Genomic DNA, 24,359 nt, shown 5'->3' on the forward strand with positions numbered 1-24,359 from the left:
CGTGCTGCCCGTCTCCGCGTTGTCCGTCCCCGTATCGCTTGCTCCCGCGCCGCTAGCCATCGAGCGAGACCGGCAGCGACTCCAGGCCGCGCAGCATGATCGTGTTGCGCCAGGGCAGGGTCTCCTCCGCGGCGGCCAGCTCGATCCGCGTGAAGCGCTCCAGCAGGCCGGTCAGCGCGACCTCGCTCTCCAGCTTGCCGAGGAAGGAGCCGAGGCACCGGTGCAGGCCCTGCCCGAAGGCCAGGTGGCCCGGATCGCCCCGGTCCAGGATCAGCCGGTCGGGATCGGTGAATCGGGCCGGGTCCCGGTTGGCCGCGCCGAGCGAGAGCAGCACCAGCTCGTCCGCCGGGATCTCCACGTCGTCGACCATCACGTCGGCGTTCGTGAACCGCAGCGTGGCCATGCTCACCGGAGACTCGTAGCGGAGGAACTCGTCGATCGCGACCGGCATCGCCGCCGGGTTGGCGCGCAACCAGGCGAGCTGGTCGGGGTGGTGGAGCAGCGCCAGGGTGGCGGTGCCGAGCAGGTTGACGGTGGTCTCGTGGCCGCCGATCAGCAGCAGGAAGACCATCGAGAACACCTCCCGCTCGGTGAGTTCACCGGCGTCACAGGCCTGCACCAGGTCGGTCAGGATGTCCGCGCTCGGCGAAGCCCGCCGGGCCGTCATCAACTCGCGCAGGTAGTCGTTCAGTTCGGCGGTGGCCTGGTCGAAGGTCATGTCGCCGCCCTGGGTGAGGATCGCCGTCGACCAGGTGCGGAAGGCCTGCATGTCCTCCGGCGGGAAGCCCAGCAGCTCACAGATGATCATGATCGGCAGCGGGAAGGCGAAGTCCGTCACCAGGTCGGCGGCCTCCCGCCCGCGCAGCCCGTCCAGCAGGCCGCCGGCGATGCGCTCGACCAGCGGTCGCATCAGATCGACCCGCCGGCGGGTGAAGACGCCCTGGATCAGCCGGCGCAGCCGGGTGTGGTCCGGCGGGTCGCTGTTGAGCATGTGGACCACCTCCGAACCGAGCGTCAGGCCGGAGCCCCGCCCGCTCGCGATGGCCTGGCTGCGGCGGACGTCCTGCCCGAAGCGCGGGTCCATCAGCGCGGCCCGGACGTCCTGGTAGCGCGTCACCAGATAGACCGGCAGGCCCTCGCCGAACTCCACGACGGAGACCGCGCCGGCCTCGCGGATCCGGGTGAGCGTGGGGTAGGGGTCGCGGATGAAGGCGGACATCCGCGCGGCGGCGTCGTCGACCGCGGTGGTCATGGATCACTCCTCGGGCTCGAACTCCGGCAACTACACGGTCAGCGACGGGAAGGGCCAGCGGCGCACCCGCATGGGCAGGAACCAGGCGCGGCCGGCCTGCTCGGCGATCAGGCCGGCCGCGGCGAAGTCCCGGTGGACGGCGTCCGGCAGCCGGCCGACCTCGACGCCCTCGGCCAGCGCCTCGACCTGCGCCAGGTGGCCCGGCTCGTCGATGGTGAACAGCTCCAGCGTCCCGAACCGGCGGTCGCGCACCTCGACGAAGCCGGGGCCGCGCCGGAAGACGCACTTGCTCGGGTAGTACGTGGCGCGCCAGTCGGTGACGACGTCCTCGGGGCCGCCGGTCAACTGCTCGGGCGGGTACAGGTGGTGGAACCGGCGCTGTGCCGCGCAGCCGTCCGTGCAGTCGGCCTGCCAGAGCACGGCCAGCCCCTGCCCGGTCGCCTCGCGCAGCAGCATCAGCGCCCGCGCGGAGGCCGCCGGCGCGTCCGCGCAGAGCCGCACCGGCTCGGTCAGCCGCAGGCAGCGGACCCCGGCGCGGTGCAGTTCGGTGACCTCCGCCTCCGCCGGGCCGGACAGGGTGCGGTGGCCGAGCGCGAAGCCCGGCAACTCCCGGGCGGCGGGGTCGTAGTCGAGCCAGAGCTCGACCTCCGGGCCGGCCGCGCGCCAGGATGCGGCATCGGTCCTTCCCACAACGGTCCTTTCCACAACGGTCCTTTCCGCAACGGCTCTTCCGGCATCGGTCCTTCCGGCATCAGTCCGTTCAGCCGATCGTGACGGCATCGAGCACCTCCTCGGCGCGAGGGCGGGCGGCGGCGGGGCCGTGCCGGTGCTGCATCCGCATCAGCACCTGGTTGTCGGACTCGACGGCGACCTGGAGGAAACCGTCCCCGTCGTGGAACAGCAGGCCCAGCGCGGTGAAGCGCTCCAGCACCGGCTCGACCGCCGCCGCGCCGCCGGGGACCTTGGCGGCCAGCGCGGCGGTCGAGCGGGGCTGGTTCAGCAGCCGGAAGGCGGCGAGCTCCACCGGATCGGTCAGCTCGACCACCCGCCAGTCGTACCCGGGGCGGGTGTTGACGAGCGCGATCCGCCCGCCCGCGTCCCGGTAGCTGAGCCGGCTGTCGGGGAACCGCGCGATCCAGGTGCCCACCGCCGCGCTCAGCCGCTCCGCGAGGTCGCCGCCGATCCCGCGCGGCGGTGCGCTGAACACGTAGGCCAGTTCGGCCAGTTCGCTCTCCGGCAGGCGGTAGGTCGCGCCGTACTGGAAGGCCGGTCGGGTGATCGCGAAGCCCAGCTCGGGGCGGTCGAAGTACGGGCTGAACCGCTCGATCGCGATCCGGCCCGCTCCGGTCGGCGGGTCCAGGTGGTGCAGCACGGGCAGTTGGCGGATCACCGACTCGTAGTCGGCCGGCTGCTCGCCCGGGAAGCCGTAGAGGTAGTTCCAGCTCACCGACACTCCGGCGCTCTGCGCGTCCCGCAGCGCGCGGACGTTCTGGCAGCCCGTCACCCCCTTGTCCATGATCCGCAGGACCCGGGTGCTCAGGCTCTCGATGCCGGGCTGTACCTGGGCCGCGCCCGAGTCGCCGAGGAGTTGGAACTGGTGGCGGCGCAGGTTGGCCTTGATCTCGAAGTGCAGCCGCAGATCCACCGGGAGCTCGGCGAGCGACTTCAGGACGGTGTCGAAGTAGCCCATGTCCAGGATGTTGTCGACCACGTAGACGTCCAACAGCTGGTGGCGTTCGGCGAGCGTGAGCACCTCGGTGAGGAAGTCAGCCGGCGGCTTGGAGCGGAACTCCATCGAGGAGCCGTTGAGCCCGCAGAAGGTGCAGTGGTGCTTCTCGCCCCACCAGCAGCCCCGGGAGCCTTCGACGACCAGCTTGGGATCGACCCAGCCGGCCGCGACGGAGGCGTCGAGCCGCTCGTAGAAGCCGTCGTAGCGGGGCGCCAGGATCGCCGCGGGCGGCAGCGGACGCCTCGTCATCTCGTTGGCCGTCGACTTCCCGGAGCCGTCCCGCCAGCACAGCCCGGGGACGGCGGAGAGGTCGCCGCCTTCCAGGAGTGCCGGGAAGGCGGCCTCGCCCTCGCCGCGCACCACGTAGTCCAGGAAGGGGAAGTTGCGGTGCAGCGCGGCGCCCTGCGGACCGTCGCAGTTCGCGCCGCCGAACACCGTGCGCACCTGCGGGCACCGCTGCTTGAGTAGCCTCGCGGCGGCGAGGCTCGCCGTGTTCTGCTGGAAGGTGGTGGTGAAGCCGACCAGGTCCGGTGGGTCGGCGGCGAGTTCGTCGACCAGTCGGGCGATGAACGCGGGGGCGATCGCGCGGGTGGCCCGGGTCAGTGCGATCTCCTGCTCGCTCGCACCGCTGGTGGCCAGGTACTCGAAGTAGGCCGCGAACTCGCCGTCGCTGTCGTCGATGTCGCCCTCGATGTCGCCCTCGACGCCGGGGGCCGGGCCGTCGTCACCGTACAGCGCACCGGCGAACGCCCAGTCGCCCGCGCCCTGGAAGTAGGACTTCTCGGAGAAGTACTGGTAGTCGTCCACGCCGAAACCCGCGGTCTCGGCGGCCCAGTCCACGAAGTCCAGGTTGGCGTACCGCACTTCGACCTGGTGGTCGGCGCGTGCGGCGGCGGTGTGCATGATCCCGAGCGCCAGCGACGGCACGTCGATCGCGCCCCAGGGCATGTGCAGCAGGACGATACGCATGGTGGCCACTTCTGTTGATCGCCGGCGGTCGATGAGGTGTCGCTCCGGGGCACCGCAGGCGCCCCGGAGCGACGGAGAATCACTTGCCCTTGGTCTCCGGCTTCGGCTTCGGCTGCCCCTTGAGGGCAGGCGCGACCACCGCGGCCTTGGTGATGTCGAGTGCGAAGGCCTGGACCACCACGGCGCCCCGGTCACGCTCCGGGGTGCTGATCGGGTCGTTCTGAATGCTGCGTCGCTTCATGGATGTTCACCTCCTTCCACCAGTTCGGCGGGTACCTCGGGGCGGTCGCCCCGGGGTGGCAGGGGGAGCGGTGCCGGCCAGGCGTGCTCGGCGAACCGGACCATCGTGGCCAGCACCGATCGGTGGTCGGCGGTCCGGCGGCTGTAGTGGCCGCCGTCCACCCAGAGCAGCTCGTGCGGCACCGCCAGCCGGCGCAGGTCCGCGGCGTACCGGGCGACCTGGTCGGGCGGGCACCGCTCGTCGGTCCGCGAGGCGACCAGCAGGACGGGCGAGCGGACCTGGTGCACGTACGATCGCGGGTCGGCCGCGCGGTAGCGCTCGGGAACCTCGTCCGGGGTCCCGCCGAAGAGCTGCCGATCGAGCGCGCGCAGTGCGGGGGTGGTGGTGCGGTAGGCGGCGGGGTAGTCCGCGATCGGCTGAGCGGCCATGCCGAGTGACCACAACTCCGGCTGCGCGCCCATCGCCAGCAGGGTCAGGTAGCCGCCCCACGAGAATCCGCACAGGCCGGTGCGCTCCGCGAGCGCCGTACCGTCGGCGACCAGCTCCGTGCGGACGGCGGCCAGGTCCTCGATCTGCGCCAGCCCGACCCGGTGGCCGTACTCGTGCTGCCAGCGGGCGCCGTAGCCGGTGGAGCCGCGGTAGTTGGTGCGCACCACCGCGTAGCCACGGCCGACCAGGGCGTTCACCCGCGGGTCGTAGGAGTCGCGGTCGTGGGTGGCGGGGCCGCCGTGGACCAGGAAGAGGGTCGGCCACGGGCCCTCGCCGACCGGGGTGCTGACGAAGCTGTGGATCCGCCCGTACGGCCGGGGCGTCCAGCGCCGGCTGCGGGAGGTGTCGCCCCGGTCCGGGTCGAGGCCCTGTCCGGGGTGGTGCGCAGCCTCCGTGCCGGGGCGCAGTACCAGCGGGCGGGGCGGTGTCGACTCCCGGCTCCAGACGCAGTGCAAGGTGCCGTCCGGAGCGCAGGACAGGTCGTGGATCGTGCCGCCGGGCGTGCTGATCTCCCGGACGGGCGGGGCCTGTTCCGCCGGTCCTTGCCGTGCGGCTCCCTGCGGCGTCACCCGCTGCCGCGTCGCCCCCTGTCCCTCCGGCGGGTCGAGGTCGGCGAGGAGCAGCCGGCTCCGCCCGGCCCGCTCGTGCTGGATCAGCACCTCGCGCGGCCCCCGGTACCAGCCGGCCGATATCTGCGAGTCGAACGACAGCCCCGGGTACCTGCGCAGTCCCGTGCCGGCCCGCCAGGTCGCGACGGTGTACCGCTCGTCCTCCTCGACCACCAGCAGCAGCTCCGGTTCGAGTCCCGCGAGCGGGTTGAACTCGATCGGCCAGAGCCGTAGTCGGCGGTCCCCGGCGATCCGCAGCGGACCGTCCGCCTGCGTGCCCGCCTGCGCGCCCGCCTGGGCGCCTGTCGGCCACAGGACCACTGAGTCGTCCCCGTCGGGCCGCCCGCCGAGGGCGAGGAGCCGACCGTCCGGCGACAGGTCGGCCAGGCTCAGGTACCCCGGCGCCGAACCGATCAGCCGGGCCTCGCCCGCGGGCGGTCCGACGTAGCAGTGCGAGGCGCCGTCGACACCGACGACCACCGCGGCGAGCGCGCCCGTCCGGTCGAAGGCGACGCCGTATGCCCGCCCGCGCGGCACGTCGTGCAGCGCCTCGCCGCCCGCGCCACCGGCGAACGGCTCGCGCCACCACCGGCCCTCCCCGGCGTTGTCGGCGTCGAACCACCAGATGGCGTCGCCGTCCGGCTCGATCTCGCTCAGATGGACGCCCCCCGGCCGGTCGGTGACCACCCGGCGCCGGCCCGTCCTCAGGTCCCAGGCCACCGCCTGCCAGCGCTCGTCGACGAGCCGCGTCTCGACCGCGCGGTCGGCCGCCAGCGCGGCGAAGCCGGGGGACTGGAACGCCTGCGTCACGGACCCGGCCCTTTCGGCTCGATGGTGGGAACAGACTGCGCTGAACGTCCCGAGGCCGGTGCACTGATGTGAAGATCCAGTGAACTGGCGTGAAGAAAAGGCCACTTGTGGAGGATCGCCGCCACTCTAAGGGGGTGCCGTGGCTGCGAACAGACCTTTCGCACAGTTGGCCGAAATGCAGCTGAGGTGAATGCGGGCCGGCGCCGACGCCGCCGACCGCGCGTTGATCACTTGTCTGCCATGGATTCCTACGGTCGGGCCTTCGGCAAGTTCCGCACCGCTCAAAAGGATTCCCATGATCGACCAAGCCGCGTCGTCGCGCGGTGGCACAACCATCGGCCTGTTCGTCGCCCTGGTGGCGGTGACCCGCGTCATCGCCGCACCGGTGCCGCTGCGCGCGCTCACCGGGGTGGGGCGGTAGACCGTGGAACCGCGCTCCAACCTCGACGAGTTCCTCTCCGACCTCGCGCGCTACGCCGCCGCGGACGTGCTGACCGCGCAGCTCACCGCGGACACCCTGCGCAAGTACCTGCGGTCCGGGCTGATCGTGCCCGACGACCTGTGCGCCGGTGGCACCGACGGCTACTCGCAGCGGTTGCTGCACGCCGGACGGACGCACTCCGTGGTGGCCCTGACCTGGCTGCCCGGGCAGTCCACTCCGATCCACGACCATGTCGCCTGGTGCGTGTCAGGTGTGGTGGAGGGCGTCGAGGTGGACGAGGCGTTCCGGCTGTGGCGGCCCTCCAGGACCGGCCGCCGGGTGCTGGTGCCGTCCGGCCGGACCACCTGCTCTCCCGGCCGGGTGCAGTTCCTCGTACCGCCCGACGAGGACATCCACCGGGTGTCGAACGGCGGCACAGGTCGCGCGGTCTCCCTGCACGTCTACGGCGCCGACATCTCGCTGAACGGGGGCAGCTCGATCAATCGGGTCTTCGGGAACGAGGTCGTGGACCTCCCGCCGGACGGCGCCCGCCTGGTGAGCTGGCGGAGCCCGGAGGGCCTGGCCCGGTGACCGCCCCGTAGCGAACCGACGGGCCGTCCGATCCGGACGGCCCGTCGGCCGCGCCCGGGCCCCTGCCCGGTCGACCGGGCCGCGCCTCGCGATTGGTCCAGACCTATTGACGAGCTGCGCCGCCCCTCCTACGATCCGGTCCGGCACAGCCCCACATGTCCCCACCTCACCCACAGCCGGGCGTCGCGCCCCCACGCGTCGGTCATGTCCATGGCGTTCGGCGGGAAGGGAGCGCAGCATGTTCCGTCGAAGGTCGCGTACTCCACGTCCGTCGGGCGATGTCCGACCCTGTCCGGATCCCGGCCGCCCCGAAGGCGACCCGGCCGGGAGCGAGCCGCTCCGGACCCCTCGCCCGCAGCCGCGGGCGGGCGTGGAACGCACGGCGCAGGTGAACCGGACCAGCCGTGCCCAGCACGGGCCGAGCGTCCTGCGGCGCTCCCTCGCCGGGGTGAGCGCCGTCGCCGTCATCGGTGCCGGCGTCGCCGCGGCCGGCTCCGTCACGGCCGGGGCCGCCACCCCCAACCTGGTGGCCAACCCCGGCTTCGAGAGCGGACTCTCCGGCTGGACCTGCTCCGGCGGCTCCGGCGCGGTCGTCAGCAGTCCGGTCCACTCCGGGGCCGCCGCGCTCAAGGCCACGCCGACCGGCCCGGACAGCGCCCAGTGCAGCCAGACCGTCAGCGTGCAGCCCAACTCCCAGTACACGCTGAGCGCCTACGTCCAGGGCAGCTACGTCTACCTGGGCGCCACCGGCACCGGCGCCGGCAGCGACCCGTCCACCTGGACGCCGAGCAGTGCGGCGTACAGCCAGCTCAGCGTCGGCTTCACCACGGGGCCGAACACCACCTCGGTGACCGTCTACCTGCACGGCTGGTACGGGCAGCCCGCGTACTACGCGGACGACGTGTCGCTCACCGGCCCCGGCGGCAGCAGCCCCACGCCGACGACCCCTCCGCCCACGACTCCACCGCCCACCACCCCGCCGCCGACGACCCCTCCGCCGACCACTCCGCCGCCCACGACTCCTCCGCCCACCACCCCGCCGCCGACCACCCCGGCGCCGGGTGACACGTGCCCCACGAAGCCCAAGCCGTCGGGCAAGGTCCTCCAGGGGTACTGGGAGAACTGGGACGGCGCCGCGAACGGCGTCCACCCCGGCATGGGCTGGGTCCCCATCACGGACAGCCGGATCGCCGCACACGGCTACAACGTCATCAACGCCGCCTTCCCGGTGATCCTCTCGGACGGCACCGTCCAGTGGCAGGACGGCATGGACACCAACGTCAAGGTCTCGACCCCCGCCGAGATGTGCCAGGCCAAGGCGGCCGGGGCGACGATCCTGATGTCGATCGGCGGTGCCGCCGCAGGCATCGACCTGAGCTCCAGCACCGTCGCCGACCGGTTCGTGGCGACCGTCGTCCCGATCCTCAAGAAGTACAACTTCGACGGGATCGACATCGACATCGAGACCGGCCTGTCCGGAAGCGGCAGCATCGGCACGCTGTCCGCCTCCCAGGCCAACCTGATGCGCATCATCGACGGCGTGCTGGCGCAGATGCCCGCGGGCTTCGGCCTGACGATGGCCCCCGAAACCGCGTACGTGACCGGCGGGAGCGTCACCTACGGCTCGATCTGGGGCGCCTACCTGCCGATCGTCAAGAAGTACGCCGACAACGGGCAACTGTGGTGGCTGAACATGCAGTACTACAACGGCAGCATGTACGGCTGCTCCGGCGACTCCTACCAGGCCGGCACCGTGCAGGGCTTCACCGCGCAGACCACCTGCCTGAACAACGGCCTGACCATCCAGGGCACCACCGTCAAGGTGCCCTACGACAAGCAGGTGCCCGGCCTGCCGGCCCAGCCCGGCGCGGGCGGCGGCTACATGGACCCGGGCCTGGTCGGCCAGTCGTGGAACGCGTTCGGCGGTTCGCTGAAGGGGCTCATGACGTGGTCGCTCAACTGGGACGGCTCGAAGGGATGGAGCTTCGGCGACAACGTGAAGTCCCTCCAGGGTCGTTGATCACCCGCTGACGTCCTGCTGACGTCCCGCCGGCTTCCCGTGCACCGGTGCACGGGAAGCCGGCGGGACGTCGGGCGTTGCCCGGCCGGGGTGTGCCCGGTGGCGCTGGGCTCAGTAGCGCTGGGCCTTCACCACGACCGGGACCAGGGCCAGGTCGGCCGGCTGGCGGCTGAAGGCGATCGGACTGGCCTTCCCGCCCGGGGCCAGGTTCTCGGCGCCGACGATCGCCGAGTCGACGGCGTGGCCCGACGCATCGGTGAAGTCCACCTGGACCGCGTAGGACGCGGCCTCGCGGGTGCTGTTGACGATGGTCACGGCGGCGGCGTGGAGGCCGCCGGTGGTGGATCGCGGCACGCCGGTCAGGGTGATGTCGGAGGTGGCGTTGCCGGGGCCCTCCACGGTCTTGAGCACCTCGGTCGCCTTCGCCCGGTTCTGCGCGGCCTGCGCGTCCGCCGATGCCTCGAACGCCGAGGCGGCGGCCGCCGCCGAGGCCGAGCGCGCGGACGCCGCGGCCGAGGCCGACTCCAGCGCGGAGGCGAAGGCGGAGGGCGGCTCCCCGGAGAAGCTCGACGGGTTGGGCGCCTCCGACAGCGTCGCCCCCGCCGCGTTCGTCGGCGTCGCGGGCCCGGACGAGCTCCCGGATGAGCACGACGCCACGAGGAGGACGGCCGTTCCTGCCGCCGCGGCCAGGGCGCCCACTCTTCGCGGCAGCCGGGGGCCGCCGCCCTGGCTGGTGTACAGCGTACGCATCACGCACAACCCTCCGGTCATCCCGTCATCCGCTCGGCCGTCGGTGGGCACGTGCAAGCCCGCAGCCGCCCGGTTCGTGCTCTCCATGCTTTGTTCTGCACGCCCGGACCACGAGCGGTGCTGGGCCGTCCGGACGGCACGGAGCGATTCCAGCGGTCGGCGGCGGCCGGGCGACCCGCCGCCCGCGCCTGCCGGCACCAGCAGCAGCCGCCCGGGGGAGGCCGGCGCGAGGGCCGGGCGCAGCCGCAGCGCGAGCGGACCGCCGAGCACCGTCCCGGCGCCGGGGAAGCCGAGCAAGGGGCCCGGAAGGCCGTAGGCGTTCGGGCCGAGCCGGTCCGCCCGGATGTAGCCCGGTCGGGTTGAGCGGGGAATCGGCCGGTTCCGGGGAGGGTACGGAGTAGCGGACTTCGAAGCGGCGCCGGAAACGGCGGAGAGGTCAGGAGAACGCGGACGAGGGCGAAACCGCCGGATTCCGCGGAAAGCACCCGTAGTTGACGTTCCGTCCTACCGCCGCCGGCCATCGCGCGCGGTGTGTGCGGCTGTTGTGTGTCGTCCCCCTCGCGGCCTGTGTCGTGTGACTGTTCCCCCTTCCCCGCCGTGGCGCCCCCTCTGTTCCCTCCCCACGAAACCGGAGTACTGCATGCGTGTGCGAACGATGTTCGCCGCCTCCCTGGCCTGCGCCCTCCCGATCACCGGACTGACCGCCGCAGGCGGCGCCGCTGCCGCACAGTCGGTGAACGCGCAGTCGGTGAACGCGCAGCCCGTGCGGGCCGCGGCGGCCGTTCCCGACGACTGCCCGCCGCCGCCCGACGTCACCGAGTCGCCGATCACCGGGGTGTATTACTGCGACCAGGAGAGATTCGGGCCGGCGGCCATCCCGAACGACGAGCAGGAGTGGCTCGACCCGGACCTCGCGCCCGCAGGGCTCGAGGGCGGCTACAAGGTCAACAACCTCATCGCCAAGGGCTACCTCAGCGAACTCCCGGCAGAGCGGTGCAACGTCACCCCCACCGGTTCCTGACCGGCCCGCATCGCCCGAAAGGGCCGGGCTCGACACTTCCATCAGAAGGAGACAACGCAATGGCGAACCAAGAAGAGCCGTACTCGAACGACCTGGACGAGCTGCTCGCGAAGGTCAGGCGGTGGTACCAGGAGGACCACGAGGGCTTCAGGACCATGTACGACGCCACGGTCAAGCACGTGGTGCCGTACCCGGCCGACACCCCGGAGCGGGTGCAGTGCGACTGGAAGGACCAGAACGTCGACTTCCTGTGTACCTTCCTCACGGAGTGGTACAACTCGCAGCCCGGGCTCCACGAAGGGCTGGACTACATCGAGAAGTTCAGCTGGATCAACTACGAGAACGACTACGGCATGGTCTTCGTGACCAGCGGCCCGGGGCGCAAGATCCTCGCGGACTTCACGCACCTGCAAGGCCTGCAGATGGACTCGCCGGAGTCGAAGGTGCTCATCAAGAAGTGGCGCGACCAACTCGGCCGACACATGGAGGACTTCCAGGAGCCCGAGGGTGGCTGGAAGAACTTCAACGAGTTCTTCGCCCGGGAACTCAAGGACCCGTCGCGGCGGCCGATCGACGCCAGGACCGACAAGAGCGTGGTGGTCGCCCCGGCCGACTGCGTCATCAACATGATCGTCGACGACCTGACCGAGAACACGCCGATCCCGGTCAAGACGGTGACCATGAACGTCAGGCAGCTGCTCGACGACTCCGACTACGCCCAGAGGTTCATCGGCGGCACGGCGGTGTCGTGCATCCTGATGCCCGACGGCTACCACTGGTACCACACCCCGGTGGCGGGCGAAGTGGTCGAGGCCCGCGACCTCGTCCCCGGTGTCTACTACGGGATGCGGGACTTCCCCGAACTGCTCAACAAGGGGAACGTCGGCTACGGCTACGACTACGAGATGTTCGACGACTTCCGCCGGGGATACCTCGTCTACCGCACGGACTACCTGGACGCCAACGGACGCAAGGCCGGCGAGGGGTACGTCGGGCAGGTGATCGTCGGTCTCAACTCGATCGCCTCCGTCAACTTCGAGGAGAAGTTCCGGGGTTCGCTCGACGAGCCGGTCAAGGTGGACAAGGGCGAGCGCGTCGGGAACTTCATGTACGGCGGCTCGCTGAACATCCTGCTGTTCGAGAAGAACCGCTTCCCCGCGCTGCAACTGCTCCAGGGCCAGCGCATCGGCGTCCTGGAGCAGGTGGAACGGACCGAAGGGCTGTTCACCGGCCTCTACCACACGCCGTCCCGGCGCCGCCGCCCCCTGGCTCCCTGAGCCCGCTGCCGAACGGACGGTGAAACCATGCCCTCAGACCTCGTCACCTCGATTCCGGCGAACATCCCCAACACCCTGCGCATCGACTTCCACACCGAGGACACCAAGAAGGTCCGCTCGTACGCCGGACACGTGCACCTCGACAGCACCGAGCACCGGCACCCGCAGAAGAAGAACCACCTGTTCTACTGGTTCTTCGAGAGCCAGACCTGCAACCCCCACGTCGCCGTCCACGACCAGCAGGAGCTGATCAGCCGGACGCCCCTGCTGATCTGGCTCAACGGCGGCCCCGGCGCCTCCTCGCTGCTCGGGCTGTTCCTGGAGAACGGACCGCTGTCCATCGGCGACGACGCCGCCGGAACGGTGTCGGTCTCGCCCCACAGCTGGAACCAGGAAGCGCACGTCGTCTTCTGGGACCAGCCCATCGGCACCGGGTACAGCTACGCCGACGACGCCCTGGAGTACGTCCGGGACGAGGAGGCCCTCGGCCGGATGTTCTGCGACGCCCTCCAGGGGTTCCTCGACGCGCACCCGGAGTACGCGCAGTGCCCGCTGTACGTCTGCGGCGAGAGCTACGCCGGCAAGTACGTGCCGGCGATCGCGCTGGAGATCGACGCGCGGAACACGGAGAACGCGGGCGGGCGCATCAACTTGCAGGGCATCGCCGTCGGCAACGGCTGGATCAAGCCCGAGCTGTCACTGCGCGTCCTGATCGACTACGCCTACGCGGCCGGCTTCCTCGGCATCAGCCAGAAGGAAGCCCTGGAGAAGTCCTACCAGGACTTCAAGAGCACCCTCGACGCGGGAGACCTGGAGGGGGCCACCGAACTCGGCAACGACCTGGTGGCCACGACCCTGGCCTACGGCGGGAACTTCGACGTCTACGACGTGCGGCGCTGGGACGACCTGTCGATGGGGGCGCTGCGCACCTATCTGAACAGCGCGGACGTGAAGGAGGCCCTGCACGTCCCGCCGAACGTCACCTGGCAGTGCGCCGACAACGAGGGTCCGGTGGCGGAAGCGCTGGTGCGGGACAACATGGCGGACTGCACCGGGCAGTACGCCCAGATCATCGAAAGGGGATACCGGACCCTGCTCTACACCGGGAACTTCGACGCCGCCTGCGGGTACCGGAGCACCGAGGAGATCCTGGACGACCTCATGACACGAGAGGGCGAGCAGGCGGAGTGGCGCAACGCTCCCCGGCTGGTCTGGACGCAGGCCCAGGGGAACCCGAAGGGATTCGTCCGCCGCCACGGCAACCTGACGCAGGTCAGCGTGCCCGACTCCGGACACCAGGTGCCGGCGTACCAGCCGGAGATCTGCCGGGAGCTGCTCTACAACTGGCTCTTCGAACGCCCCTTCCCCGGTTACGACCCGCAGCAGGCGCGCAAGCAGAGCGGCGACGGCGGCCTGCGCAGAGGCTGACCGCACCGTCGGGGTCGCCCCTGCCCCCGCTCCCCGCTGCTCGGGGGGCGGGGGCGGCGGAGCCGGCCGCACGACTCGGGCGGTCGCCCGCCGTCCCCGGCGGGGCGGTGAGGTGCGGTCAGAGGAGCCGGTCGCGGTGGCGGGCGGCGGTTTCGCGGACGAGACGGGCGAAGTTCTCGCGGCTGTGGTGCCGGTGCTGTTCGGCCCGTTCGTCGTCCAGGTCCGCGTCGTCCGGGCCCGCGTCGGCCAAGCCTGCGTCATCGGTGCCGAGGTGCTCTTCGTCGAGGTCGTCGTACTCGGTGTGGAGGACCCAGCAGCCGTGGATGCCGGCGAGGAGGTCTTCGAGGAGGTCGCGGGCGGGGCGCCTGGGGTCGAGGGGGGTGAGGCGCAGGCCGGTGTCCTCCGGGTCGGTCTCCTCGTCGTCGGTGTAGTCCTCGGTGTAGTCGTCGAGGGCCCCGTCGAGGTCTTCGAGTTGTTCGCGCAGGCCGGCGGGGTCGGGGAGGAGGCCGTCGGCGATGTGGAGGGCGTGGCGGACGAGGCCGGTGACGGCGTCGTGGGGGGTGTGGCCGGCGTCGAGGAGTTCGAGGACGAGGGTGGGGGTCTGGTGCGGGAGGTCCTCGATGCTGTCGGCTTCGAGCAGGACGGCGGTGGCGTCGTGGCCGGAGGCGCCGGCGGCGACCTCGGCCGCGGCGGCGAGCCAGTGCGCGGCCGCGACGGCGGCGGCGGTCGGGTCGACGTCGGAGAAGAGGGCGAGGGAGCCGAAGGGGTTCTGCTCCAGCAGGTGGTCGGCGGCGGCGACCTGGACGGGGGAGGCGTCCTCGCGGCTGAGCAGGACGGCCTGCTGGGCGCGGCCGGTGAGGTTGCCGAGTTCGGCGCTCTCGACGGCGGTGAGTTCGGTGACGGTCTCGGCGAGGACGGCCTTCGTCAACTCGGCTTCGTCGAGGGCGTGCAGGGCGCGGCCGGCCTGGTGGGCGGATTCCAGCAGGGGACTGTAGGAGACGGTGAGCAGGCCGCCGTGGGGCAGGTTCGGCGCGGCCACGGCCTCGGCGACCTCGCTGAAGGTGTCGCGTTCCTGCTCGCGGCGCCAGCCTTCGGTGTCGGGTTCGAGGGAGCCGGCAGCGCTGGCGGGGTGGGTGTAGGTGCGCCAGGCCGCCTCCGACAGGCGGGTCAGCGCGCCGGCCAGGCGCAGGAGCGTGGCGCCGGCCGCGTCGGTCGGGAGGGCGGTGATCCGGGTGGCGAGGTCGCCTTCGCCGGTTCCCCAGGTGGCGATGAGCTCGTGCCGGTTCGGGTCGACGCTGTAGCGGGTCATGATGCCTACCTTCGGGGACGCGCGGCTGATTGCTCGGCTGACGGCAATTCTGGCGCATCGTCAGGTGGCGGCGGGTGAAGCCCAGCCCGGGCGCGAGCGCAGGAGTCTCGCGCCCGGTCCCGTTCACAGCAGCAGACGGCCACGGGTTTCGGGCATCCAGCGGGCCAGGGCCAGGGCGGACGCCGCGCTGATCGCCGCGTACACACCGAACGCCCCGCCGAGCGACAGCTCCTGCACGAGGGGGAGGAACGTGGTCGCCACGACGAAGTCGGTTCCCCAGTGGGCCGCGGTGGCCAGACTCATCAGGACTCCGCGGGCACCCGCCGGGTAGATCTCGGCGATGTAGACCCAGAAGACGGCAGCAGGGCCCACCGCTCCCGCCATGATGAAGACGCACAGCAGCGCTGCGGTCGGCGCCCCCGTGTGCCCGAGCGGCTGTGCCACCGCGATGCCGACGGCCGCGACCGCCATGACCAGCAGCCCTCCGATCATCGTCTTCCGGCGGCCGACCCGGTCGAGCAGGGCGATGGTGACGACGGTGGCGGCCACGTTGCACAGTCCGACCAGGACAGCTCCCCGGATGCCTCCGGCAGCGGTCATGCCGCTTCCGCCCAGGATGGTCGGCACGTAGTAGATCGCGGTGTTCAGACCGGTCAGATGGACCAGGACGGCGATCGCCAGTCCCAGCGCGACCCAGCGGGGACCGGCCAGCGCGCAGGCCTGCCGGAGGCTCGCAGCGGGGGCGGCGGTGGGCCGTGCGACGGTTGCGGTCGCGGGGCCGGCGGTGGGCCGTGCGGCGGTCGCCGTCGCGGGGCGGCCACCGGGGCGCGCGGCTGTGCCGCCCGGGGCGGGCGGGGACAGGCGCCGGGCGGCGCTCGCCGCCCGGGCGGTGTCTCCCCTGGAGTGCAGCCAGTCCGGCGACTCGGGCACCAGGCACATGCCGGCCATCAGCACGCACGCGGGCAGGAGCCCGAGAGCGAGCATCCAGCGCCAGGCCCCCGCGGGTTCCAGGAGATAGGCCACCACGTAGGACAGCAGGAGCCCGATCGTGATCATGAGTTGGTTCAGTGTGACGAGCGCGCCGCGTCGGGCGGGCGGAGAGATCTCGGAGATGTACAGCGGGACCGCGAACGAGACGGCCCCCAGGGCGAGTCCGACGAGGAACCGCCCGGTGAGGAGCGCGGTGGAGCCCGAGGCCGCCGCCGAAGCCGCCGTTCCGAGGGCGTACACGGCCGCGGCGGCGCCGATGACCGGTCGGCGCCCGAACCTGTCCGCCAGCCGCCCGCTGGTGAGGGCGGTGAGCGCCGCGCCGAGGAGGGCGGCCGACACGACCGCTCCCTGCTGCCACGACGACAGGGCGAAGGTGGTGGCGACCAGCCGCAGGACTCCGGCGATCACCCCGATTCCGTAGCCGAACAGCAGCCCTCCGACGGAGGCGACGCCCACGGTCAACAGCCGCGCGGTGCCCGGGGGGACGGGCGCCGTCATGGCGAGACCCCTGCGCCGCCGCCGACATGGTCATAGGACGGGGCCAAGCCCATGGGATGCCCTTCTTCGAAGTGCCGTAGGCAGGGGTGGGGCGAGGCCGGGTCAGGCCGCCGGGAATCCGCCGCCCACGCCGATGACCGCCCCGCCCCCGGGCACCGAGCCGAGATGATCACCCGCTTCGCAATCCGGGAGCAGACTACCGGCGTCACCGGCCGACCGGCCACAACCTGAGCACGCCCCGACGCACCGTCAGAAACGTCTTATGGTCGGATCAACGCGAGGACCTCGTCCCGGAGGTGCTCCATGGTCTCCTGGTCGTGCGCCTCCACGTTGACCCGAAGGACCGGTTCGGTGTTCGAGGGACGCAGGTTGAAACGACTTCCGCCCGGCAGGCCGACCGTCAGACCGTCGAGCCGGTCCGTGGTCACCCCGGCCCGGTGCCGGTAGCGCTCCTCCACCTCCCGGATCGTGGCCGGGACGTCGGCGACGACGCAGTTGAGTTCACCGGACAGCGCGAAGCGACTGTGCGCGGCGATCACGGCGGACAGCGGCCGGTCCTGTCCGCCGAGGGCGGCCAACACGTGGAGCGCGGCGAGCATGCCGCTGTCGGCACGCCAGAAGTCCCTGAAGAAGTAGTGCCCGGAGTGCTCTCCGCCGAACACGGCGTTGTGCTGCGCCATGAGCGCCTTGACGTGGGAGTGCCCCACGCGGGACCGGAAGGGGCGTCCGCCGTGGCGGCGGATGCTCCGCACCGTGGCCTCCGCGGTGATCAGGTTGTACACGATGGCCGAGCCGGGGTGCCGTGCCAGCTCCCGGCCTGCGATCAGGCTGATGACGGCGGACGGCGAGACCGGCTGACCGCCTTCGTCGACGAAGAAGCAACGGTCGGCGTCACCGTCGAAGGCGAGTCCGATGTCGGCCCCCTGCCTGCGGACCTCGGCCTGGAGGTCGACGAGGTTCCTGGGGTCGATGGGGTTGGCCTCGTGGTGGGGGAACGTGCCGTCGAGTTCGAAGTAGAGCGGGACGAGGTCGACGGGCAGGCCCGCGAAGACCTCCGGGGCGGTCAGGCCGGCCATGCCGTTGCCCGCGTCGGCGACGACCCTGAGGGGCCGGATCCCGGTGAGGTCGACGAGCTGCCGCAGGTGTGCCGCGTACTCCTTGAGGAGTGGTCTTTCCGTACGGGTGCCGCGGGACGCGGCGGGTGCGGCGCGTTCCCCCGCGACGAGCCAATCGCGGATCCGGCCGAGGCCCGTGTTCTCCCCCAGGGGGGCCGCGCCGCTCAGGCACAGCTTGATGCCGTTGTCCTTCGCGGGGTTGTGGCTGGCGGTGATCATGGCGCCGGGAAGTCCGAGCGATCCACTGGCGTAGTAGAGGTAGTCGGTGGAGCCGAGCCCGGCGTCGATGACGTCGGCACCGGCCCGGCGGGCGCCGTCGCTGAACGCCCGCACCAGCATGGCCGAGGAAGGGCGCATGTCTCTGGCCACCACCACCTGCGGGGCGTTGGTGAAGCGGATGAACAGGCCGCCGATGCGTTCCGCGACCTCGCCGTCGAGTTCGGCGGGGACTTCCCCGCGGATGTCGTAGGCCTTGACCAGTCGCGCGTAGTCGGACACGGTCACCCCTTCACGAGGTCGGGGCCGCGGACGCCGACTGCCGGCGACGCGCCATGGCCACCCGGTAGCCGTCCAGGGTGTCCGCGACCATCCTGCGGCTGCTGAACTCCCGTTCCGCCGTGGTGTACGCGTTGGCCGCGAGCTCGGCGGCCAACGCCTCGTCGGTGAGCACCCGCAGTATCCCTTCGGCCAGTGCGGGCGGGTCGGCCGCCGGCACGAGCAGGCCGTCGACGCCGTCGGTGATGACGTCGCTGATGCCGATGACGCGGGTGCCGACGACGGGCTTGCCGGCGCGCATCGCCTCGACCACGCTGAACGGAAGTCCCTCCGCCAGGGAGGGCTGGACCACCAGATCCGCCGCAGCGTAGACGGCGGGCATCGTCTCGGCCCCGAAGTCCTGGCGGAGGGTGACCAGTTCTGCCACACCGCCGCGTTCGAGCCGGTCCCACACGCTCTTCTCGTACGCGTAGTCCGAGACCCTCCCCGACAGGAGCACCCGCACCTCGGGCAACTCCGCCGCGACCAGGGGCAGTGCCGCGGCCAGGTCGAGCTGGGCCTTGCGGGCGGACATCCGGCCCGGGAGGACGACCAGCCGGTGGTCGGGGGCGACGCCGAGTTCGGCGCGCAGCGCGGAGCGCAGGTTCCGGGCCACGTCGTCCGGCGGGGCGTCGGGAACGCCGTTGTGGACGAGCCTGATGCGGTCGGCTGGGGCGCCGAAGCGGGCGGCGCGCTCGGCGAAGAAGCGGCTGGGGACGAAGTGCATGTCGACGGGGAGGGTCTGGTACGACAGGCGGCACCGGCCACGGCCGAACCGCTCCAGGTCGGGGTTCTGCTCGTGCAGCGAGCACACCAGTGCGGCGTCCGTTTCGAGCGCCACGATGCTCGCGAGGATCAGCGTCTCATGGCTGTTGGCGTGGACGACGTCGAAGCTCTCGCCCTTGAGCACGGCCCCGAGTTCGTCGAGGACGGAGTACTGCATCTGCCGCCATCTCACCTTGTCCCGCGCGTCCACGCGGTCCGCGAAGTCGCGCAGCCGCACGACCCGCCCCGCGTCCTCCTCGCGGTCCCCGGGCAGGTGGTCCAGCCACGACCCGTCGGTCGCGACGACGACGTCGTGGCCGTCGGCCACCAGCCCTTCGCACAACAGCCGGGCATAGGTCTCGGCCCCGCCGTGCAGGGGTTCGTAACTGGAGGTCAGCATCAGGACTTTCATCGGTCCGCCCTTTCGGTGAGCCAGGGAATGAGCCCACGGCCGGCGTCCTCGCCGGCCTCGCGCAGCGAATCGGGAGTGCCCACGTCCCGCCAGTAGCCGGTGAGCCGGTGCGCCCCCACGCGTTCGCCGGCGGCCATCAGCGCGGGGGCGAGTTCCCTGGCGTAGTCGTAGACGACGTCCTCGGGGATGTGCGCGATGACGCGGGGGTCCAGGCAGTAGACCCCGGCGCTGATCCAGTGCGTCTCGTCGTCGGGGACGTCGGGCTTCTCCCGGGCGCCGCGGATCCGACCACCGGGGTCGATGTCCAGCACGCCGTAGCGGCGGGCCTGCCGGATCCGCGTACAGGCGAACGTCAGGGCGTACCCTCCGCGCGTGTGCGCGTCGACGAGCCGTTGGAGCGGCTCGCCCATGATGACGTCGCAGGAGGTGACGAGCACGGCGTCGAAGGCGGCCAGTTCCTCGTGGAACAGCCGCAGCGCCCCGGCGGGCCCGGTGAGGCGGGGCTCGGTCCGGGCGTGGACGGGCACCTTCACCGTGGTGCCGTCGAGGAAGCGAAGGATCTGCTCGGCCTGGTAGTGCAGATTGAGGTAGACGTCCGTGACGTCGGTCTCGGCACACCGGTTCAGCAGGTGTCCCAGCAGCGGCTTGCCCGCCAGGGGCAGGAGCGGCTTGGGCGTCCGGGCGGTGAGTGCTCCCATCCGGCTGCCGCGCCCGGCTGCCAGGATCATCCCCGCCAGCCTCATCCGGTCTGCCCCGCCTCGGCGGAGTCCGTCTTCTGGAGGGGGCGTGCGGTCAGCCAGGACACGACGGAGTCGACCCCGTCCTCCAGCGTCGTCCCGGCGGTCCAGCCCAGCTGGGCCTGGGCGCGGGAGGGATCCAGGCACCCCCTGCGCACTTCTCCCGCCAGCGGCGGCCCGAAGCGGGGCGGCAGCGAACGGCCGGTCCGCTTCTCGACCGCCTGATGGATGTCCAGGACCGAACTCTCCTGGCCCTTACCGATGTTGATCAGACCGTGCCCCTGGTCCATGGCCCGCACGAACGCATCGGCCACGTCGCTCACATGCACGTAGTCGCGGGTCTGCAGGCCGTCCCCGTTGATGACGCAGGTCTGCCCGGAGAGCATGCGCTGCGCGAAGATGGAGACGACTCCCGCCTCACCGAACGGGGTCTGGCGGGGGCCGAAGACGTTGCCGAGGGCGAGCGCGACGTAGTCCAGGCCGTAGGTCTCGTGGTAAAGGCGCAGGTAGTCGACGGCGACGGACTTGGTCAGCCCGTAGAAGGAGCTGGGCACCCGGCCCGCGGACTCCTTGATGGGCACCCCGTCCTCACCGGCGGGCCCGTAGATCGTCCCGCCGCTGGAGGCGAACACGACCTTGCGGCTCCGGCTGCGCCGCGCCGCTTCGAGCATCCGGACCAGGCCGATGACGTTGACCTGGGCGTCCAGCAGGGGATCCCGCATCGACACCTTCACGCTGAACTGTGCGGCCAGCAGCAGCAGCACCTCGGGCGCGAAGGCCTCCACCGCGGCCGCGGTGGACTCGTCGACCACGTCGGCCGTGAGAACGCTCAACTCGGGCCAACGGGCCTCGCTCTCGGCGAGATTGGCCCGATCGCCGGTGGAGAAGTCGTCCACCACCAGGACGCGGTGTCCCTGTGCACACAACCGGTCGACGATGTGCGAGCCGATGAACCCGCCGCCACCCGTGACGACAACCTTGCTCATGCCTTGGTCTCCTCTCGTGGTTCGCCAATGTGGTTCACATCCGGATCCGCCGGATCACGCCGGCGGATCACGCCGGCGGATCCGCGTAGCCGCACCGCAGCCGGACGTCGTCCTGGAGGATGCGCGGGCCGTCGGCTGCCGGGGACACGACCGGGATCGCCGCGGTGGCGGCGGCCGTGTCCCCGGCCCGCACGACACGGTCGGGGAAGTGGCCGGGGCGCGACGCCCGAGTGGCCGTGAGTTCCTCTCCCGATGTCTTCCTGACTTTCGGCCCTCCAGGCCCTTACGCGGCGCCCTTCTTGATGCGGTATCCGATCGCCGTCACGGGGTTGTCGACGAACATGCGGTGAACCGCCGTGTCATCGAATCCGATGGAGAGAATGTTCTGCCGCTGCTGCTCATAACCGCTCGACCCCGCTGCCACGGCCCCGTCGTCACGCAGCCACAGCGGATTGTGGTCACTCCGGGAAAGCGGCTCCTGAGCCATCGTGGCGACCTCGGTGTGGTCGGTCAGCGCGATGAGGCGGTCCACGCCCAGGTATTCGACGGTGCGCCGGCAGATTTCGAGGTCGACGTGGTACCCGTCGAAGTTGATGCACGGGTACAGGAGGGACTCGCGTGCGGAGCGCAGCATTTCGGCTGGAACAGGGCCGAGCAGTTCCCGGAGGTCGGTCTCGTTCCAGTCGGGATCGAGCACCCGCCGCAGTTCGACTTCGCGGTTGACCCGCTCCTGCGGCGTGCGCCAGGAATGTGTGAAGTTCCGCGGGGTGTCGTTGTACAGATGGTCGGTCAGGACCAGGTACGGGGAGGAGTCGTAGCGGCTGTGCAGGAATTCGAGCACTTCCCGCAGCCGGACGGCGCTGCGCTCGGGCGCCTCTCGGTGGAAGTGCCCCACGGCGATCCGGAGCCCCTGCTCGTAGAAGCTGGTGAGCAGGTCGGCGAAGGTGGGACCGGCGTCGATGCGCTCGTCCAGGGCCATGGCGTCGGGCGCCATCACGATGTAGCGCAGGCCGAGCGGGCCGAGGGACGCGATGACGTCCCACTCCTTCGCCGACGGGAACCACCGTCCGGCCCGCGGTATCCCTCCCTGCGGCCCGAGCAGCGGGCCCTCGATCGCGAAACCGGCGATGTTGGGAACTGCGTTCGCCTGTTCGAGCCGGTGGTACTCCTGGAGGACCTCCACCAGGCGGGGGAGATTCTCCCGCCGCAGGTAGACGGTCGGCAGAATTCCGTACTCACGGGATTCCGCAGCCTTCTGGACCTCGGGGAGGTCCTCGGGCGAGATGGTCGAGAAATCGAAGTCATCGATTCCGTGGAAGTGGTAGAGAAGGGCCTTCACTTTTACCCTCGTTCCGTCTCGGACTATTCCTTGGACGGTTGGATTGGGTGCCGTCTCCACAGCTACGGCTATCGACTTCCTGAGGCTTTTCTCATTGTCACGATCGACCTCACGAGTCGTCGCCGGGAGCAGCACGTCCTGCTGCACGCTCCGTGGACTGGCCTGCGGATAACACGGCAGTGCCAAAAGAACGGAGACTGTACGTACAAGCATCCGTCGCCCGAGGGGTGATGAAAACAGAATCCTCGACAGTGTCCTGAAGTCACTGCGGCCTGGCGCACCTTGGTGCCTTGACAGTGGCCTTACAATTCGGGGTAAGTATGTGGTGATTATGTGCTGGCGACGCCGGGCGGCACGGTTTTCGCCCGGGGGCTGTTACGGGTGTTGCCGTTGTTCCTCCCCGCCGGATCATGCTTTTCGCGGCCGGGATGACCGGTGATCTGGGCCTTCACCGGCGGATTCCGGAACCCGCCTGGTCAGCACCCGTAACAGCCCGTCCGGCGTCAGTGCGTGAGGAGCCGGCGGAGGAAGACGTCCGGGACGTGGTTGGTGTCGCCGGGGACGAGGGTGCCGTCCTCGGAGGTGAACAGCACGGCGCTGCCGGAGGCGTCGGTGTACGGGTTGTCCGAGGTGCCGGTGCTCGCGGTGCCGTCCTCGGCCGCGCCGGCGAGTTCGACGGCTCCGGTGGCGAGGTCGCGGCGGAACACGTTCTGCTGCCCGCCGTCGACGCCGGGGACGAGGTTGCCGGCGTCGGAGACGAAGTAGACCCAGCGGTCGTCGTAGGACATGGTGCCGCGGCCGGCGGAGCCGACCGTGGTGGTGCCGGGTAGCGGGGTGGTCACCCTGGTCACGGTGCCGGTGCGCAGGTCGCGGGTGTAGAGCTCCTGGTGGCGGCCGAGGATCGGCCCGCCGGGCGCGTCGAGGGTGTAGACGGCGTACCGTCCGTCGGGGCTGAGGGTGGCGTCCAGGCCGGTGTTGGCGAGCAGGCCGGCGGGGTCGGTGCTCGCGCCGCTGATCACCCCGGTGTGCTGGTCGAACACGTAGAAGGGGTAGGAGGCGTGCCCGAGGATCGCGGGGGAGCCGCCGTGGCTCCCGTGGTCTTCGTGGCCTTCGGGGGTTGTGGGGGCTGCGGGGGTCTGGGCGGGAGCCGGGAGCAGGTTGTACGCGCGGGACTTGAAACCGATGACGCGGCCGTCGGCGCTGATCGAGGGCAGGTAGGAGTCGCCGTTGCCCGGTTTGCCGTTCACCCCGAGGGTGACCAGGCGGGTGGTGCCCTCCCGGCGGTCGGTGACGTAGATGTTCTCCTTGGTGAACGTGCCGACCGGCGCGAGGTCCGTCCGGGAGGAGGAGAAGGCCACGAAGCGGCCGTCCCAACTGGCCACCGCGTCACGGGAGATGCGGCCGTCCTGGCCGGTGGCCGCCGGGTCGCCGGCGGTGATCAGCTCGGTGACGCCGTCCCGGAGGTCGCGGAGGTAGACCTCCCCGCCGCTGTTGGCCCGGTGGCCGGGGAGCACATTGGTGGCCTTGGTGTTGAACGCGACGAAGCGGCCGTCGCCGCTGATCGACGCCTGGGTGGTGGGGGCGTCGAGCTGGGCGCCGTCCGCGCCGACGCTGACGCGTTGGGTGCGGCCGGTGTGCAGGTCCCGGACGAAGACGTCCGTCGCCCCGTTGGTGTCGCCGGGCACCAGGTTGGTCGCGTCCGAGGAGAACAGCGCGTAGCGGCCGTCGGCGCTCAGCCCCAGGGCGGCGGACGCGCCGTCCGGCTGGGTGCCGTCGAGGCCGACGCTCACCCGGACGATCCCGCCCGTGCGCGGATGCGCTTCGGCGGCTGGTGCGGCGAGGCCGGCCAGTACGGCGGCGAGCAGGGCGCAGCCGCCGCGCAGCAGTCCGCGCCGGGGTCGTGTGGTGGTCATGAGGTGGGGTCCTCCCCTTGGTGGGTGACGACGGCGCGGGGGGGGGGCCCCGCCGGGGGGGGGGGGGGGGCGCCGCGCGGGGGGGGGGGGGGGGCCCCGCGCGGGGGGGGGGGGCGCTGGGCCCCCCCGGCCCCGGGGGGAGGTTGGGCCCGTGA

20 protein-coding genes are annotated in these 24,359 nt (G+C 71.4%); 6 read left to right on the forward strand and 14 right to left on the reverse strand.

The features are described 5' to 3' along the window. Window positions 1–52: 52 nt before the first annotated feature. The 5 genes from ACIP37_RS35375 to ACIP37_RS35395 all read right to left on the reverse strand — a co-directional run bounded on the left by ACIP37_RS35375 (window position 53) and on the right by ACIP37_RS35395 (window position 6,098). The gene (locus tag ACIP37_RS35375; protein WP_363586257.1) at window positions 53–1,252 is read right to left on the reverse strand and encodes a cytochrome P450; all 1,200 of its coding nucleotides are present in this window, start codon (window positions 1,250–1,252) and stop codon (window positions 53–55) included. 30 nt (window positions 1,253–1,282) lie between these two features. Then, the gene (locus ACIP37_RS35380; RefSeq protein WP_363632982.1) at window positions 1,283–1,942 is read right to left on the reverse strand and encodes a DUF5825 family protein; all 660 of its coding nucleotides are present in this window, start codon (window positions 1,940–1,942) and stop codon (window positions 1,283–1,285) included. A gap of 70 nt (window positions 1,943–2,012) precedes the next feature. Beyond that, complete coding sequence (locus tag ACIP37_RS35385) at window positions 2,013–3,950, reverse strand: RiPP maturation radical SAM C-methyltransferase (RefSeq protein WP_400808104.1); 1,938 nt, start codon at window positions 3,948–3,950, stop codon at window positions 2,013–2,015. Window positions 3,951–4,029: 79 nt separating this feature from the next. After that, window positions 4,030–4,191 (reverse strand): hypothetical protein, encoded by a 162-nt coding sequence (locus ACIP37_RS35390; RefSeq protein WP_363586260.1) that lies wholly within the window; start codon window positions 4,189–4,191, stop codon window positions 4,030–4,032. Next, window positions 4,188–6,098: a prolyl oligopeptidase family serine peptidase gene (locus ACIP37_RS35395; protein ID WP_363632985.1), complete on the reverse strand. Its 1,911-nt coding sequence runs from the start codon at window positions 6,096–6,098 to the stop codon at window positions 4,188–4,190. The genes ACIP37_RS35390 and ACIP37_RS35395 overlap by 4 nt, the downstream gene beginning before the upstream one ends. A 295-nt stretch (window positions 6,099–6,393) precedes the next feature. On the opposite strand from ACIP37_RS35395, the gene ACIP37_RS35400 reads away from it, so the two are divergent. The 3 genes from ACIP37_RS35400 to ACIP37_RS35410 all read left to right on the forward strand — a co-directional run bounded on the left by ACIP37_RS35400 (window position 6,394) and on the right by ACIP37_RS35410 (window position 9,130). Next, window positions 6,394–6,519, forward strand: coding sequence for a hypothetical protein (locus ACIP37_RS35400; protein ID WP_363586262.1), 126 nt, complete (start codon window positions 6,394–6,396; stop codon window positions 6,517–6,519). A 3-nt stretch (window positions 6,520–6,522) separates the two neighbouring features. Then, window positions 6,523–7,110 (forward strand): cysteine dioxygenase family protein, encoded by a 588-nt coding sequence (locus ACIP37_RS35405; protein WP_363586263.1) that lies wholly within the window; start codon window positions 6,523–6,525, stop codon window positions 7,108–7,110. A gap of 388 nt (window positions 7,111–7,498) precedes the next feature. Beyond that, a complete protein-coding gene (locus ACIP37_RS35410) occupies window positions 7,499–9,130 on the forward strand; it encodes a carbohydrate binding domain-containing protein (protein ID WP_400845198.1) in 1,632 nt (543 codons plus the stop codon). Window positions 9,131–9,241: 111 nt separating this feature from the next. Here the strand turns inward: ACIP37_RS35410 and ACIP37_RS35415 are convergent, their stop codons facing one another. Then, window positions 9,242–9,880: a hypothetical protein gene (locus ACIP37_RS35415; RefSeq protein ID WP_400845201.1), complete on the reverse strand. Its 639-nt coding sequence runs from the start codon at window positions 9,878–9,880 to the stop codon at window positions 9,242–9,244. A 640-nt stretch (window positions 9,881–10,520) separates the two neighbouring features. Between ACIP37_RS35415 and ACIP37_RS35420 the strand changes: the two genes are divergently transcribed. Genes ACIP37_RS35420 through ACIP37_RS35430 form a run of 3 tightly spaced genes read left to right on the forward strand, consistent with a single transcriptional unit; the run spans window position 10,521 to window position 13,606 of the window. Then, window positions 10,521–10,901 carry a hypothetical protein gene (locus ACIP37_RS35420; RefSeq protein WP_400845204.1) on the forward strand — a complete coding sequence of 127 codons (381 nt, stop codon included), beginning with the start codon at window positions 10,521–10,523 and terminating at the stop codon, window positions 10,899–10,901. Window positions 10,902–10,960: 59 nt separating this feature from the next. Next, complete coding sequence (locus ACIP37_RS35425; RefSeq protein ID WP_363632989.1) at window positions 10,961–12,178, forward strand: phosphatidylserine decarboxylase; 1,218 nt, start codon at window positions 10,961–10,963, stop codon at window positions 12,176–12,178. Between the two features lie 27 nt (window positions 12,179–12,205). Next, entirely contained in the window at window positions 12,206–13,606 is a 1,401-nt protein-coding gene (locus tag ACIP37_RS35430) for a S10 family serine carboxypeptidase-like protein (protein ID WP_363632991.1), read from the forward strand. A gap of 118 nt (window positions 13,607–13,724) precedes the next feature. On the opposite strand, the gene ACIP37_RS35435 is transcribed toward ACIP37_RS35430, so the two are convergent. The 8 genes from ACIP37_RS35435 to ACIP37_RS35470 form a co-directional block, all read right to left on the reverse strand. Beyond that, window positions 13,725–14,915, reverse strand: coding sequence for a hypothetical protein (locus tag ACIP37_RS35435; protein WP_400808094.1), 1,191 nt, complete (start codon window positions 14,913–14,915; stop codon window positions 13,725–13,727). A gap of 123 nt (window positions 14,916–15,038) precedes the next feature. Then, a complete protein-coding gene (locus ACIP37_RS35440; protein WP_363586270.1) occupies window positions 15,039–16,403 on the reverse strand; it encodes a sugar porter family MFS transporter in 1,365 nt (454 codons plus the stop codon). A gap of 260 nt (window positions 16,404–16,663) precedes the next feature. Beyond that, a complete protein-coding gene (locus ACIP37_RS35445; protein WP_400808089.1) occupies window positions 16,664–18,016 on the reverse strand; it encodes a phosphomannomutase/phosphoglucomutase in 1,353 nt (450 codons plus the stop codon). Between the two features lie 10 nt (window positions 18,017–18,026). Further along, window positions 18,027–19,217: a glycosyltransferase family 4 protein gene (locus ACIP37_RS35450; RefSeq protein ID WP_400845208.1), complete on the reverse strand. Its 1,191-nt coding sequence runs from the start codon at window positions 19,215–19,217 to the stop codon at window positions 18,027–18,029. 8 nt (window positions 19,218–19,225) lie between these two features. Continuing rightward, window positions 19,226–19,957, reverse strand: a complete 732-nt coding sequence (locus tag ACIP37_RS35455; protein WP_363632999.1) for an NDP-sugar synthase — start codon at window positions 19,955–19,957, stop codon at window positions 19,226–19,228. Between the two features lie 11 nt (window positions 19,958–19,968). Beyond that, entirely contained in the window at window positions 19,969–20,952 is a 984-nt protein-coding gene (locus tag ACIP37_RS35460; RefSeq protein WP_363586274.1) for an NAD-dependent epimerase/dehydratase family protein, read from the reverse strand. Between the two features lie 283 nt (window positions 20,953–21,235). Continuing rightward, a complete protein-coding gene (locus ACIP37_RS35465; RefSeq protein ID WP_363586275.1) occupies window positions 21,236–22,291 on the reverse strand; it encodes a hypothetical protein in 1,056 nt (351 codons plus the stop codon). A 503-nt stretch (window positions 22,292–22,794) separates the two neighbouring features. Further along, on the reverse strand, window positions 22,795–24,204 hold the full coding sequence (locus ACIP37_RS35470) for a hypothetical protein (protein WP_400808078.1): 1,410 nt from the start codon (window positions 24,202–24,204) through the stop codon (window positions 22,795–22,797). Between the last annotated feature and the right edge of the window lie 155 nt (window positions 24,205–24,359).

The organism is Kitasatospora sp. NPDC088861 (genome assembly GCF_044750105.1).
Taxonomy (GTDB): domain Bacteria; phylum Actinomycetota; class Actinomycetes; order Streptomycetales; family Streptomycetaceae; genus Kitasatospora.